This is a genomic window from Pectobacterium aquaticum, from assembly GCF_003382565.3.
GTDB lineage: Bacteria > Pseudomonadota > Gammaproteobacteria > Enterobacterales > Enterobacteriaceae > Pectobacterium > Pectobacterium aquaticum.
The window spans coordinates 2,470,247-2,484,248 of sequence record NZ_CP086253.1; the positions used below are offsets into that span (position 1 = coordinate 2,470,247).

Here is a 14,002-nt window from a genome sequence, read left to right on the forward strand (position 1 = left end):
ACGGGTATAGACATATCTCTGTAACATGATGGAAAAAGACCTGCTATCCTGTGCGCGTTTGTTATTTTTCATCGCAAAAAATCACGCTACCTCCGCCGATCTCCATTACCGCGTGAGATCGTGGGCAGCGTGACGCGATTCACTGATAGGGAGCAAAGCCGGATGAATTTTCCGCTACTCATAAATATTCTGCTATTTGTCGCATTACTGCTCGGATTAGGTTACGCCAGCCGTAACCCATCCTGGAGTCTGGCAAAAAAAGTGTTGCTGGGGCTGGTTGTCGGGGTGCTATTTGGTCTGGCACTGCATCTGATTTATGGTGGCGACAACCCAGTTGTTAAGCAATCCATCTCATGGTTTAACATCGTCGGTAATGGCTATGTGCAACTGTTACAGATGATCGTCATGCCGCTGGTCTTTATTTCCATCCTCAATTCCGTTGCCAAACTGCATAACGCCTCGTCATTAGGGAAAATCAGCGTATTGACGCTGTCCACTCTACTCATCACCACACTGATTTCCGCGTTGGTCGGCGTTTTTGTAACCAATCTGTTTGGTCTAACTGCAACCGGACTGGTGCAGGGCGCCCAGGAAACCGCGCGATTAACCGCGATTGAAAGCAACTATGCGGGTAAAGTTGCTGACCTTAACGTGCCTCAGCTTATCCTGTCATTCATTCCTAAAAACCCATTTGCTGAGCTGACGGGTGCCAATCCGACGTCTATCATCAGCGTCGTCGTCTTCGCCGCGTTCCTTGGCGTTGCGGCGTTGCAGTTGCTGAAAGATGACGCAGTAAAAGGCGAACGCGTTTTAACCGCCATTGACACACTGCAATCCTGGGTGATGAAGCTCGTCCGACTGGTGATGAAGTTGACCCCGTATGGCGTCATGGCGCTGATGACCAAAATGGTCGCCAGCTCTAACCTGCAAGACATCCTCAAGCTGGGCAGCTTCGTTGTCGCGTCCTATCTGGGTCTGGCGATTATGTTCGGCGTCCATGCGCTGATTCTGTCGTTCACAGGCATCAATCCAGCTCGTTTTTATCGCAAAGTCTGGCCGGTACTGACGTTCGCGTTTACCAGTCGTTCCAGCGCAGCGACAATTCCACTTAGCATTGAGGCGCAAACGCGCCGCATTGGTGTACCGCAATCTATCGCCAGCTTTGCGGCGTCTTTCGGCACGACAATCGGTCAGAATGGCTGTGCAGGGCTTTATCCAGCAATGCTGGCCGTGATGGTCGCGCCAACGGTCGGCATCAACCCGCTGGATCCTGTTTGGATCGCGACGCTGGTCGGTATCGTCACCATCAGTTCTGCCGGCGTAGCCGGTGTGGGTGGCGGCGCCACCTTTGCCGCATTAATCGTTCTGCCTGCGATGGGGCTGCCGGTAACGCTGGTCGCACTGCTCATTTCCATTGAGCCGCTTATCGATATGGGCCGTACCGCGCTTAACGTCAGCGGCTCCATGACGGCCGGTACCGTCACCAGCCAGTTAATGAAGCAGACGGACAAAACGGTTTTTAACGCGCAGGATGACGCTGAGTTGACGCACCGCTAAGCCACGCTTGCTGGACAAAAGAAAACGCCGACGGGTGATGCTGTCGGCGTTTTTTTATGACGGACATCCTTGTCCGTCACCCTACGGGCCGTTGCTACGCAACGTTGAAAAACGTTCCCTACGTTTTTTTATGACGCTTTAGTGATAACGATTTCGTCTAATTACGTTACTTAGCGCTGTGGATTGGTGTCATAAGCTTGGCAGCTCTGAAAACCTTTATTGAGAACATAACCCGTGTCGTTGTAGCTCACGAAATAATTCTGCGCGGTGCCATCGCGGTTTTTCAGCAGGTAATCGCTACAGGTGCCTTTGGCATTCACCAGACGTTTTTCCACTCCGCTACCAGCGAGTTGATGAACCTGCTGCTTCGTCATTCCCACTTTTACATCTTTCACCACAGGTTCGTTGACATAGCTTTCTGCCTTGTTATAAGCCGAACATCCCGCGAGCATGACAGCACCTGCTGCCGCAATACATACCAGTAATCTGTTATTCTTCATTTCATCACCTCATTATTAATGGGTCACCCTAAGGCTAGTTGGCGGCGCCCCCTTTTTCAAATCATAACGCAGGGATGTAACCTATTGGCCGATAGTCGAAAACGGGTTATCTATAGGGAAAATGACTACCTGACAGCTTGTTCTTTTTCTTCACGCCGATTCGTTTTACACTCAGGGTATCGTAATAATTCTTTTGCAGTATCAATAAGTTCAGGAGAGGATGGCATGTCATTACAAAACGACATTATCACTGCGTTGGGAGTGAAAAGCAGTATCGATCCAGCACAGGAAATCCGTGTTAGCGTTGATTTTTTAAAGAATTATCTGAATGCTCATCCGTTCGTTACGTCGTTAGTTTTGGGCATCAGCGGTGGTCAGGACTCTACGCTGACCGGTAAACTGTGCCAGACGGCTATCACGGAATTACGCAATGAGACCGGAAATTCTCGCTATCAGTTCATCGCCGTTCGGCTGCCTTACGGCGTGCAGGCGGATGAAGCCGATTGTCAGGATGCCATCGCTTTTATCCAACCGGACCGCGTATTAACCGTCAACATCAAGCCCGCCATTGAGGCCAGTGAAGCCACCTTGCGCGCCATTGGCGTGGAGCTTTCCGATTTTGTAAAAGGCAATGAAAAAGCAAGAGAACGCATGAAAGCGCAGTACAGCATCGCGGGCATGAATGCTGGGCTCGTCGTCGGCACCGATCATGCAGCAGAGGCGGTAACCGGCTTTTTCACCAAATACGGTGATGGCGGTACCGATATCAACCCGATTTTCCGGTTGAACAAGCGTCAGGGTAAAGCGCTGCTGCACGAGCTCGGCTGCCCTTCACATCTTTATACCAAAGCCCCCACCGCCGATCTGGAAGAAGACCGTCCCTCCCTCCCCGATGAGGTCGCGCTGGGTGTGACCTATGAAAAGATCGACGACTATCTGGAAGGCAAACAGATCGAGGCTAACGATGCGGCCATTATCGAAAACTGGTATCGCAAAACCGAACACAAGCGTCGTCCGCCGATTACCGTTTTTGATGACTTCTGGCGATAAGTCATCCCGATGAGCAAACCGGGCGTGGATAACTTCGTCCGGTTTGTTTTTTGATTTTTTCTGTACAGATTTCATAATCAGGTATGAATATGACGCCACAGCGCGCCACGCTCACGGGCCTACTGGCGATCGTTTTATGGAGTACATCCGTTGGGCTTATTCGCAGCCTGACCGAAGCGCTCGGCCCCATCGGCGGAGCAGCGATGATTTACTCCACCAGCACGCTATGTCTACTGGCCTTTTATGGTCTTCCCCGCATTAAAACGCTGCCAAGAATCTATTTGTTCGCGGGCGGTGCGCTGTTTGTCTGCTACGAGATATTTCTGTCGCTGTCTATCGGGCTAGCGAATAGCCGCATGCAGGCGATGGAAATCGGGATGATTAACTATTTGTGGCCCAGCCTGACCATTCTTTTTTCTCTTTTTATCAATCAGCAGAAAAGTCATTCTCTACTCTGGCCTGGCCTCGCGCTATCACTGGGTGGCATCGTGTGGATGATGAAAGGAGAAAGCGACTGGACACCAGAACGGCTGTGGAACAATGTTCTTGCTAACCCGCTGGCCTACGGTCTGGCGTTTTCTGCAGCCTTGACCTGGGCGCTCTACTGCAATATCACTAAACGTTACGGGCAGGGAAAAAGTGGCGTCTCGCTGTTCTTTTTCATCGCCGCACTCGTGCTATGGATTCAGTATTCCTTCAGTGCCGAAGGTGCAATTTCATTAACTTTGCCGAGATCGCTGCAACTGCTCTTTATGGGCGCCTCAACCGCGCTGGCCTATTCCGCCTGGAATGCTGGGATTCAGCATGGCAACCTGACGTTGCTGGCAACTGCCTCTTATTTCACGCCCGTGCTTTCCACACTATTGGCCGCGCTTTGGCTCAACATCACGCCCGCCATTTCATTCTGGCAAGGCGTCGCAATGGTCACGGCAGGTTCACTGCTTTGCTGGTATGCGACACGCTCATCCCCGAGCTGACAGGTTGGTTCGGTCAGGCCTGATTGCTATCTCCCTCGGCGAGGGTTCTCCTCGCCTTTTTCCCTCTGCTTTCCTGCATAGATGTGACTTCAGAGGTTTCCCTCGCAATAAATTGCATTTAAAATATATCTATTATGGTTTTATCAGGACAGGACGCACATGGCGAGAAAACCCCTGGGAAAATACCGACAGCGGGAGATCCGTACCGTTGGATTGATGATCGAGCTGTATGAAAAGCATCATCCTGAAACCGACGATAACGCGCAGTATAAAGATTTATTCAACTACGCCATCAAGCGTCTGGAACGCTGCCAGTTCGGTGAAGATAAACCCGCGTGTAAGCATTGCCCCATTCACTGCTATCAACCCGCCAGACGTGAGGCGATAAAATCGATTATGCGCTGGTCGGGGCCACGGATGTTGTTACGCCACCCGATTCTGGCAATACGCCATTTAATTGACGATCATCGGCCAGTACCGGATTATCCGAAAAAAGAGACCGCGCCAAAAGTGTCAACCGGGCGGGCAACCCGTTTAGCCTCGCAACATACGGCACCAGCGGATACCGACGCGACGTTGAAATAGATAATATGAAGACGAATTAAGATAGGAAAAGGCCGCTTGCGCGGCCTTTTTGGGTGACTCTGTTACTCTTTGGGAGAGGCGTTCTCTACCCTGCTTTTTAGCTTTTGCCCCGGACGGAACGTGACCACACGGCGCGCCGTAATCGGAATATCTTCGCCAGTTTTTGGGTTACGTCCCGGACGTTGGTTCTTGTCTCGCAAATCAAAATTGCCAAAACCTGACAACTTGACCTGCTCGCCATTTTCCAAAGCGCGACGAACTTCTTCAAAAAACAGCTCGACTAGCTCTTTGGCATCCCGTTTGCTCAGCCCGAGCTTCTCAAACAGGTATTCTGACATTTCAGCTTTAGTAAGCGCCATAGGTTCAATCCCTCAAGGATGCTTGGAATCGCTGTTTTAATGCTGCTACGCATTCTGCAACGGTAGCGGCAATTTCCTCTTCTGCCAGTGTACGCGTGGTATCTTGCAGGGTCAGACTGATAGCCAGACTCTTATAACCTTCCGCTACGCCCTTCCCTCGGTACACGTCGAATAAGTTTACGCCAACTAACTGATTTGCGCCAACTTTCTTACACTCGGCCAAAATATCGCCCGCAGGGACATTTTCAGCGACCACAACGGCGATATCGCGACGGTTCGCCGGGAAGCGGGAAATCTCGTTCGCCTCAGGCAATACGCGGTCTGCGACCTTATCCCACAACAATTCGAACACCACGGTGCGCCCGTTAAGATCCAACTTGCGCTCCAGTTCTGGGTGAATAACGCCAATAAATCCAATGCGTTCTCCGCACAGATAAATAGCAGCACTTTGTCCTGGATGCAATGCCGGATTATTTTCGGCCTTGAACTCAACTTCAGACAACTTGCCCGTCAATGCCAGTACCGCTTCCAAATCGCCTTTTAAATCATAGAAGTCAACGGCCTGACGCGCCAGATCCCAATGCTCTTCATAACGCGTGCCAGTAATCACACCCGCCAGCATCAGATCCTGACGAATACCCAGGTCAGCACGGGTGTCCGGTACAAAACGAAGACCGCTTTCAAACAGGCGCAGGCGGCTTTGTTGACGGTTTTGGTTATACACCGCAGCACTCAGCAAGCCACTCCACAGCGATAAACGCATCACCGACATCTCTGCGGAAATCGGGCTCGGCAGACTCAGCGATGCTTCATTAGGGTGGATGAGTCCCTGAATTTTCGGGTCAACAAAACTGTAAGTAATTGCTTCCTGATAGCCGTGATCGACTAATAATGTCTTCACGCGCTTCAATGACAGTGACGCTTCGCGATGCGAGGTCATGATCAAGGGGGCCTGAGTCGGAATATTCGGAATGTTGTTGTAGCCGTAAATACGCGCGACTTCTTCAACCAGATCTTCTTCAATTTCCATGTCGAAGCGCCAGCTCGGTGCCGTCGCCTGCCAACCTGCATCGGTTTTCGCGACGTTACAACCCAAACGTTGCAGAATATCGCTCACCTGCTCATCCGCAATCACATGGCCAATCAGACGATCCAGCTTCTCACGGCGCAGCGTAATCGTTGCGCGAGTTGGTAAATCTGCCTCGCTAGTCACATCAACGACCGGACCTGCTTCACCACCACAGATATCAATCAGCAGTCGAGTCGCGCGTTCAATGGCTTTGTGCTGTAACGCTGGATCGACACCACGCTCGTAGCGGTGAGACGCATCAGTGTGCAAACCGTGACGACGTGCGCGTCCAGTAATCGACAGGGGATTGAAATAAGCGCATTCCAGCAGAACGTTTTGCGTTTCTTCATTGACGCCAGAATGCTCGCCACCAAAGATACCGCCCATCGCCAGCGCATTCTGCTGGTCAGCGATAACCAGCGTATCCGCGTTCAGCTTCGCTTCGTTACCATCCAACAGCGTCAGGGTTTCGCCCTCTTTCGCCATACGCACGATAATACCGCCGCTGAGACGGTCAAGATCGAACGCGTGCATTGGTTGACCGAGCTCCAGCAGAACGTAGTTAGTCACGTCCACCACCGGATCGATAGAACGAATACCACAGCGGCGCAGTTTTTCACGCATCCACAGCGGCGTTGCCGCCTTAACATTGATGCCTTTCACCACACGGCCTAAGTAACGTGGGCATGCCTGCGGCGCATCGACCTGAATCGGGAAAGTATCCTGAATCGTTGCGGTAACGGGCTCAATAGTCGGTTCATTCAACGTCAGTTGATTCAACACGGCGACATCACGCGCCACACCGATAATGCCTAAGCAATCAGCACGGTTCGGCGTCACGCTGATTTCAATCGCGTTGTCATCCAGCTTCAGGTACTCACGAATATCCGTGCCAATCGGCGCATCGACTGGCAGCTCGATGATGCCATCATGATCGTCGGAAATGCCCAACTCGGAAAATGAGCACAGCATGCCTTCAGACGGCTCGCCACGCAGCTTGGCGGCTTTGATTTTAAAATCGCCCGGCAGCACGGCACCGACCGTTGCCACGGCCACTTTCAGACCCTGACGGCAGTTCGGCGCGCCACAGACGATATCCAGCAGGCGCTCACCGCCTACATTGACTTTCGTCACACGCAGTTTGTCTGCGTTCGGGTGTTGCCCACATTCGACGACTTCACCGACAACCACACCGTGGAATGCGCCAGCAACAGGCTCAACGCCATCCACTTCCAACCCTGCCATCGTGATCTGTTCAGATAGCGTTTCACTGTCAACCGCCGGATTTACCCACTCGCGTAACCAGAGTTCACTGAATTTCATGATGTATACCCGCCTTACTTAAACTGTTTGAGGAAACGCAGATCGTTTTCGAAGAATGCACGCAGATCGGTCACGCCATAGCGCAGCATCGTCAGACGCTCCATGCCCATACCGAACGCGAAGCCGGAATACACTTCAGGGTCGATACCGACATTACGCAGGACATTCGGGTGCACCATACCGCAGCCCAAGACTTCCAGCCATTTGCCGTTTTTCCCCATCACATCCACTTCAGCAGACGGTTCAGTAAACGGGAAATAAGACGGACGGAAGCGAACCTGCAAATCTTCCTCAAAGAAATTACGCAGGAAATCATGCAACGTGCCTTTCAGGTTGGTGAAGCTGATGTCTTTATCGACGATCAACCCTTCCATCTGATGGAACATCGGCGTGTGGGTCTGATCGTAATCGTTACGATAAACACGGCCCGGCGCGATGATACGGATAGGCGGTTGCTGCTTTTCCATGGTACGAATCTGAACGCCAGACGTCTGTGTACGCAGCAGGCGTGTAGCATCAAACCAGAACGTGTCGTGGTCAGCACGCGCAGGGTGATGCCCTGGAATATTCAGCGCATCAAAGTTGTGATAGTCGTCCTCGATTTCTGGCCCGGTTACGACGGAAAAACCCAGCTCGCCGAAAAAGGTTTCGATGCGATCTATGGTACGCGTCACCGGATGCAAGCCACCATTTTCAATGGTGCGGCCCGGCAGGGAGACATCGATGGTTTCTTGCGCCAGACGTGCATTTAGCTCAGCGGATTCCAGCATGTGCTTACGGGCATTCAGCGCGTCCTGAACGTCTTGCTTAGCCTGGTTAATGACAGCACCAGCCGCAGGGCGCTCTTCAGCCGGCAACTCGCGCAGCGAGGTCATCTGAAGGGTTAAGTGACCTTTTTTGCCCAGATATTCGACACGCACATTTTCCAGTGCGGCAACATCCTGAGCCTCTTCTATAGCTGTTCTGGCTTTGGCAACCAGCTCTGCGAGATGTGGCATTGTGTTCCTCTTTTTCTGCCTATGTGGCCAACGGTCATGATTGAAGAATGTCGTTTTACTCAAAACGATAAATGTTACTAAAAACAAGAGTAAAAACCGATTATTGTAAACAAAAAAGCCTCCCTATGGGGAGGCTTAAGCGCTACTTTTCGTTTCTTTTCTTACGCGCAAAGCCCCCTGAATTCAGGCGCTAAAGTAAAAAAAGAAACGGAAAATAGCAGCGTTCATACTTGCGTTACCTTGTCTTGTAAATAAGAAAAAATAAACCTGTAGCGCTCGACGAAAAGAGGGAGCCAAAGCTCCCTCTCTCAACTGACTTACGCCAGTGCTGCTTTCGCTTTTTCGACCAGCGCGCTGAACGCTAACTTATCGAATACTGCGATATCAGCCAGAATCTTACGGTCAATTTCAACAGAGGCTTTTTTCAGGCCGTTGATGAATTTGCTGTAAGACAAGCCGTTTTGACGAGCTGCCGCATTGATACGTGCAATCCACAGCTGGCGGAATTGACGTTTACGTTGACGACGGTCGCGGTAAGCGTATTGACCAGCTTTGATTACTGCCTGGAAGGCAACACGATAAACACGCGAACGGGCACCGTAGTAACCTTTCGCTTGTTTCAATATTTTCTTGTGACGTGCACGGGCAACTACACCACGTTTTACGCGAGCCATATGCTCTCTCCTAAAGTCTTATTCTGAATTAAAAAAAGGTTACTTATGCGTACGGCAGACATGCGATAACAAGACCCAGATCCCCTTTGGAGACCAGACCTTTTGGACGCAGGTGACGTTTACGCTTAGTTGACTTTTTGGTCAGAATATGACGCAGGTTAGCATGCTTACGCTTAAAACCACCGCTTGCGGTTTTTTTAAAGCGTTTAGCGGCGCCACGTACTGTTTTGATCTTTGGCATTGTTATTTCCACTTCGCATTGTTAATAAAACGAATCAGATAAGGCGAACAACGCTGTACAACACAGAGGTTGTACAGCCTTGCTACTTGAATGCCTTACTGTTTCTTCTTCGGTGCTAGCACCATGATCATCTGGCGGCCTTCGATCTTCGATGGGAAGGATTCGACAACTGCCAGTTCACTCAGATCGTCACGAACGCGGTTAAGCACTTCCATACCAATCTGTTGGTGCGCCATTTCACGACCGCGGAAACGCAGTGTGATTTTAGCTTTGTCACCATCTTCAAGAAAGCGAATCAGGTTGCGTAGTTTGACCTGATAGTCGCCATCATCGGTACCAGGTCGGAATTTGATTTCCTTGACCTGAATAACTTTTTGTTTTTTCTTCTGTTCCTTTGTGGCCTTACTCTTCTCATAAAGGAACTTGCCGTAATCCATAATTCGGCAAACCGGCGGCTCGGCGTTCGGACTGATTTCGACTAAATCAACACCTGCTTCTTCGGCTTTTTCTAATGCTTCATTTAGACTTACGATGCCCAGCTGTTCGCCTTCGACGCCTGATAGGCGTACCTCGTGTGCGCGAATCTCTCTGTTGATGCGATTAGGACGCGCCGGTTGAACTCGTTTTCCGCCTTTAATACTTATACCTCCAATTGATGAAGACTACGGCTGCGAATCTCTTGTTGCAGCTTACTGATGACTTCACTGACGTCAAGGCTCCCCAGGTCTTTACCACGACGAGTACGGACAGCAACTTTTCCTGCCTCGACCTCTTTGTCGCCACAAACCAGCATATAGGGAACACGTCGTAAAGTGTGTTCGCGGATTTTAAAGCCTATCTTCTCATTTCTCAAGTCTGCTTTTACACGAATGCCCGCTTCTTGCAGTTTTCGGGTCAATTCGTTGACATAATCAGACTGGCTATCAGTGATATTTATAATCACCGCTTGAACTGGGGCTAACCAGGTCGGGAAGAAACCGGCGAATTCTTCGGTCAGAATACCGATGAAACGCTCCATTGATCCCAAAATAGCCCGGTGAATCATCACCGGAACCTGACGCTCGTTGCTTTCGCCAACGTAAGACGCGTTCAGACGGCCCGGTAATGAAAAGTCGAGTTGCACCGTACCACACTGCCACGCACGATCCAAACAGTCATGCAGGGTAAATTCAATTTTTGGGCCGTAGAACGCCCCTTCACCCGGCTGATAGGCGAATTCGATGTTGTTTTCAGTCAACGCGGCGGCCAAGTCGGCTTCAGCGCGATCCCACATCTCATCGCTACCAATACGTTTTTCAGGACGCGTAGACAGTTTCACCACGATTTTTTCAAAACCGAAGGTGCTGTACATGTCATACACCATCTTGATGCAACTGTTCACTTCATCACGAACCTGCTCTTCCGTACAGAAGATGTGTGCATCGTCCTGAGTGAAGCCACGCACGCGCATTAAGCCATGCAGAGAGCCAGACGGTTCATTACGGTGACAGCTACCGAACTCAGCCATACGCAGCGGCAGATCGCGGTATGATTTCAATCCCTGATTGAAAATCTGTACATGACCTGGGCAGTTCATTGGCTTGATGCAGTATTCACGGTTTTCTGATGACGTCGTGAACATCGCTTCTTTGTAGTTTTCCCAGTGACCGGTTTTTTCCCACATCACGCGATCCATCATGAATGGACCTTTTACTTCCTGATACTGGTACGACTTCAGCTTCATGCGTACAAATGCTTCCAGCTCGCGGAAGATCGTCCAGCCGTCGTTGTGCCAGAACACCATACCTGGCGCTTCTTCCTGCATATGGTACAGATCAAGCTGTTTGCCGATCTTGCGGTGGTCGCGCTTAGACGCTTCTTCAAGACGTTGCAGGTAAGAAGCCAGTTGCTTTTTATCTGCCCATGCAGTGCCGTAAATGCGTTGCAGCATTTTGTTTTTGCTGTCGCCACGCCAGTAAGCGCCGGACGTTTTCTGCAATTTGAAATGGTGGCAGAAACGCATATTCGGTACGTGCGGACCACGGCACATATCGATGTATTCTTCATGGTGATACAGACCCGGACGATCGTCACGACTGATGTTCTCATCCAGAATCGCTATTTTGTAGGTCTCGCCGCGTGCAGCGAAGGCATCGCGCGCTTCCTGCCAACTGACTTTTTTCTTAATGACGTCATAGTCAGTGTCGGCAAGCTCGTGCATACGCTTTTCGAGCAGCTCAATATCTTCCTGAGTCAGGGTACGGTCGATATCAACGTCATAGTAAAAACCGTTATCGATAACGGGACCAATCGCCATTTGGGTATCTGGCCACAGTTGCTTAATCGCATGACCCAGTAGATGCGCACAGGAGTGACGAATAATTTCCAGACCGGCTTCATCTTTAGCGGTGATGATGGCTAACTGTGCATCAGTATCGATCTTATCGGTAGCGTCAACCAGCTCGCCATTGACACGTCCTGCGATACAGGCTTTTGCCAGACCGGGACCAATATCGAGTGCAACATCGAGGGGAGAAACGGCGTGGTCGTAATGACGCTGACTTCCATCAGGAAGAGTGATAACTGGCATTATAATTCCCTTATTTACAGTGGTGAGCCACACGAAAGCTCACATGCAAAAAATCGTATATCAATTGAAAATCGAAAGTGTTAACCCTGCTATTTCTCTTTACTCTGTGAAATATATACACATGATGCGAACACTAAAGGTGCGCATTAGCGTGACATGGATAACGTCGGGGCAATAATACACTTTATAACTTACGTGTTAAAGCCGGATGGGTAGCCTGTTCATCTTTGCATCGTGATGCACAGGCTACGGAGGAGGTTACGGTGTCTGCACAGACTTCAGCGATGCATTATTTTTGCGGGAGAATCGGAAGCCAAACCAAATAACGGCAATCCAGAACGGAATTAAGATGACCGAAATACGAATCCCCGGAGACAACAGCATAATCACCAGAATCCCCGCCAGAAACGCCAAGCACAGGTAGTTACCCCACGGATACCAGAAGGCTTTGAACGCAGGAACAATGCCCTTCTCTATCATCGCCTGACGAAAACGCAGGTGCGCAAAGCAGATCATGATCCAGTTAATCACCAGCGTTGAAACCACCAGCGCCATCAACAGTTCAAAGGCTTTGCCTGGCATCAGATAGTTGATCGCTACACCGAACGATGTCGCTAATGCGGACAGCACGATAGAACGAACAGGGACACCACGTGCGTTGACCTTCGCAAGAGATTTTGGCGCATTTCCCTGTTTTGCCAAACCGTACAGCATCCGGCTATTGCAGTACACACCGCTGTTGTAAACCGATAACGCTGCCGTGAGTACCACGATGTTAAGTACGTTTGCCACTATATTGCTATTCAGCGCCTGGAAAATCAGAACAAACGGACTCCCGCCATCGACAACCTTTCCCCACGGATAAAGCGATAACAAAATAGACAGCGCGCCAATATAGAAAATCAGGATGCGATAGACCACCTGATTGGTCGCCTGCGGAATAGAACGCTTCGGGTCGGCCGCCTCGGCAGCGGTAATCCCCACCAATTCCAGACCGCCGAATGAAAACATGATCACCGCCATCGCCATGATCAATCCGCTTGCGCCATTCGGCATGAATCCACCGTGGATCCATAAGTTACGCACCGTTGCCGTTTCACCACCATTGCCACTCAGCAGCAGCCAACTACCGAAGACAATCATCCCAACGATGGCAAGCACTTTGATAAGGGCAAACCAGAATTCTGTTTCCCCAAACATCCGCACATTGACCAGATTGATAAGGTTGATCAGCACGAAGAATATTGCGGCGGACAGCCAGGTTGGCGTTTCAGGCCACCAGTATTGGATATAAATCCCCACGGCCGTCAGCTCAGCCATCCCGACCAGAATAAACATCGCCCAGTAGTTCCAGCCAGCCAGAAAGCCCGCAAAATCGCCCCAATACTTATAGGCAAAATGGCTAAACGAACCCGCTACCGGCTCTTCCACCACCATCTCACCCAGTTGTCGCATAATCAGAAACGCAATCATTCCAGCAATCGCATAGCCCAATAAAACGGACGGCCCTGCCATTTGGATAGTCTGCGATATCCCTAAAAACAATCCGGTACCAATCGCGCCACCCAGCGCAATCAGTTGAATATGTCGGTTCTTTAACCCTCGTTTTAAAACCAATTCCTGTTGATCAGTTGCTATGTTGTTTTGAGCATTTGCCATGTTGTTTTTGTGCTTCCTGTAAAGCCTTCTTCATTTTATAACAATGCCCGCTCACGCCATCAGCATGAAGAATGACGTAAGCAGGCAAAGGGATAGGTGTTTTACGCGTTACACAGTGATTGAGCCATTAACGTTCCGGGATGACACTTTTAAACGTTAACTCCACATCATCACGATCGCGCTCAGCGGCAAGCGCCTCAGGCTCACTTTTCTCTGCATTCTGGGGCAGCAATTTTTTCAATAACGTTAACTGCTGGCGTTGCTGCTCTACGATCTCCTGCAGCAATTTCACTTGCTCATTCGCTCTGACACTCGCCCGATTAACAAAAAACCAGACCAGCGCGGCCAGCAGCACAATCAGCAAGACAAAAACCACTTCTAATATGTTCACAACGACTCCGCTTATAACCACTTATGACAGGTACCTGTGAGCTATCTTAC

The 14,002-nt window shown here is 50.4% G+C and carries 15 protein-coding genes and 1 other annotated feature; of the genes, 4 read left to right on the top strand and 11 right to left on the bottom strand.

Annotated elements, in window-relative coordinates:
* Positions 1-162: 162 nt before the first annotated feature.
* Positions 163-1,557, top strand: a complete 1,395-nt coding sequence (locus DMB82_RS11460; protein ID WP_102117921.1) for an L-cystine transporter — start codon at positions 163-165, stop codon at positions 1,555-1,557.
* A 170-nt stretch (positions 1,558-1,727) separates the two neighbouring features.
* Here the strand turns inward: DMB82_RS11460 and osmE are convergent, their stop codons facing one another.
* Positions 1,728-2,057 (bottom strand): osmotically-inducible lipoprotein OsmE, encoded by a 330-nt coding sequence (gene osmE, locus DMB82_RS11465; protein ID WP_102117920.1) that lies wholly within the window; start codon positions 2,055-2,057, stop codon positions 1,728-1,730.
* 225 nt (positions 2,058-2,282) lie between these two features.
* Between osmE and nadE the strand changes: the two genes are divergently transcribed.
* From nadE to DMB82_RS11480, 3 genes are all read left to right on the top strand, one after another.
* Entirely contained in the window at positions 2,283-3,107 is an 825-nt protein-coding gene (gene nadE, locus DMB82_RS11470) for an ammonia-dependent NAD(+) synthetase (protein WP_102117919.1), read from the top strand.
* A gap of 89 nt (positions 3,108-3,196) precedes the next feature.
* A complete protein-coding gene (yddG, locus tag DMB82_RS11475) occupies positions 3,197-4,084 on the top strand; it encodes an aromatic amino acid DMT transporter YddG (protein ID WP_116155804.1) in 888 nt (295 codons plus the stop codon).
* 159 nt (positions 4,085-4,243) lie between these two features.
* Positions 4,244-4,669, top strand: coding sequence for a nitrous oxide-stimulated promoter family protein (locus tag DMB82_RS11480; protein ID WP_102117917.1), 426 nt, complete (start codon positions 4,244-4,246; stop codon positions 4,667-4,669).
* A 62-nt stretch (positions 4,670-4,731) separates the two neighbouring features.
* On the opposite strand, the gene ihfA is transcribed toward DMB82_RS11480, so the two are convergent.
* The 10 genes from ihfA to DMB82_RS11530 form a co-directional block, all read right to left on the bottom strand.
* The gene (gene ihfA, locus DMB82_RS11485) at positions 4,732-5,028 is read right to left on the bottom strand and encodes an integration host factor subunit alpha (protein ID WP_009112984.1); all 297 of its coding nucleotides are present in this window, start codon (positions 5,026-5,028) and stop codon (positions 4,732-4,734) included.
* Positions 5,029-5,032: 4 nt separating this feature from the next.
* Positions 5,033-7,420 carry a phenylalanine--tRNA ligase subunit beta gene (gene pheT, locus DMB82_RS11490; RefSeq protein WP_116162308.1) on the bottom strand — a complete coding sequence of 796 codons (2,388 nt, stop codon included), beginning with the start codon at positions 7,418-7,420 and terminating at the stop codon, positions 5,033-5,035.
* Between the two features lie 14 nt (positions 7,421-7,434).
* Entirely contained in the window at positions 7,435-8,418 is a 984-nt protein-coding gene (pheS, locus tag DMB82_RS11495) for a phenylalanine--tRNA ligase subunit alpha (RefSeq protein ID WP_014915263.1), read from the bottom strand.
* A gap of 108 nt (positions 8,419-8,526) precedes the next feature.
* Positions 8,527-8,651: a sequence feature (Phe leader region), on the bottom strand.
* The gene (gene pheM / locus DMB82_RS11500; protein WP_106120997.1) at positions 8,602-8,646 is read right to left on the bottom strand and encodes a pheST operon leader peptide PheM; all 45 of its coding nucleotides are present in this window, start codon (positions 8,644-8,646) and stop codon (positions 8,602-8,604) included. It overlaps the preceding feature by 45 nt.
* Before the next feature lie 84 nt (positions 8,652-8,735).
* A complete protein-coding gene (gene rplT / locus DMB82_RS11505) occupies positions 8,736-9,092 on the bottom strand; it encodes a 50S ribosomal protein L20 (protein WP_005968887.1) in 357 nt (118 codons plus the stop codon).
* Between the two features lie 43 nt (positions 9,093-9,135).
* Complete coding sequence (gene rpmI / locus DMB82_RS11510; protein WP_010275699.1) at positions 9,136-9,333, bottom strand: 50S ribosomal protein L35; 198 nt, start codon at positions 9,331-9,333, stop codon at positions 9,136-9,138.
* A 95-nt stretch (positions 9,334-9,428) separates the two neighbouring features.
* A complete protein-coding gene (gene infC / locus DMB82_RS11515) occupies positions 9,429-9,971 on the bottom strand; it encodes a translation initiation factor IF-3 (RefSeq protein WP_102117915.1) in 543 nt (180 codons plus the stop codon).
* 2 nt (positions 9,972-9,973) lie between these two features.
* A complete protein-coding gene (thrS, locus tag DMB82_RS11520; RefSeq protein ID WP_116162310.1) occupies positions 9,974-11,902 on the bottom strand; it encodes a threonine--tRNA ligase in 1,929 nt (642 codons plus the stop codon).
* Between the two features lie 258 nt (positions 11,903-12,160).
* Entirely contained in the window at positions 12,161-13,561 is a 1,401-nt protein-coding gene (locus DMB82_RS11525) for an amino acid permease (protein ID WP_116155802.1), read from the bottom strand.
* A gap of 127 nt (positions 13,562-13,688) precedes the next feature.
* Entirely contained in the window at positions 13,689-13,952 is a 264-nt protein-coding gene (locus tag DMB82_RS11530) for a YebO family protein (RefSeq protein ID WP_039489642.1), read from the bottom strand.
* Between the last annotated feature and the right edge of the window lie 50 nt (positions 13,953-14,002).

Excerpts from the sequence above, each read along its gene's own strand:
- DMB82_RS11480 (WP_102117917.1), top strand. The coding sequence starts at position 4,244 with ATGGCGAGAAAACCCCTGGGAAAATACCGACAGCGGGAGATCCGTACC.
- pheT (WP_116162308.1), bottom strand. The coding sequence starts at position 7,420 with ATGAAATTCAGTGAACTCTGGTTACGCGAGTGGGTAAATCCGGCGGTT.
- DMB82_RS11460 (WP_102117921.1), top strand. The coding sequence starts at position 163 with ATGAATTTTCCGCTACTCATAAATATTCTGCTATTTGTCGCATTACTG.
- osmE (WP_102117920.1), bottom strand. The coding sequence starts at position 2,057 with ATGAAGAATAACAGATTACTGGTATGTATTGCGGCAGCAGGTGCTGTC.
- nadE (WP_102117919.1), top strand. The coding sequence starts at position 2,283 with ATGTCATTACAAAACGACATTATCACTGCGTTGGGAGTGAAAAGCAGT.
- rplT (WP_005968887.1), bottom strand. The coding sequence starts at position 9,092 with ATGGCTCGCGTAAAACGTGGTGTAGTTGCCCGTGCACGTCACAAGAAA.
- yddG (WP_116155804.1), top strand. The coding sequence starts at position 3,197 with ATGACGCCACAGCGCGCCACGCTCACGGGCCTACTGGCGATCGTTTTA.
- pheS (WP_014915263.1), bottom strand. The coding sequence starts at position 8,418 with ATGCCACATCTCGCAGAGCTGGTTGCCAAAGCCAGAACAGCTATAGAA.
- ihfA (WP_009112984.1), bottom strand. The coding sequence starts at position 5,028 with ATGGCGCTTACTAAAGCTGAAATGTCAGAATACCTGTTTGAGAAGCTC.
- rpmI (WP_010275699.1), bottom strand. The coding sequence starts at position 9,333 with ATGCCAAAGATCAAAACAGTACGTGGCGCCGCTAAACGCTTTAAAAAA.
- thrS (WP_116162310.1), bottom strand. The coding sequence starts at position 11,902 with ATGCCAGTTATCACTCTTCCTGATGGAAGTCAGCGTCATTACGACCAC.
- DMB82_RS11525 (WP_116155802.1), bottom strand. The coding sequence starts at position 13,561 with ATGGCAAATGCTCAAAACAACATAGCAACTGATCAACAGGAATTGGTT.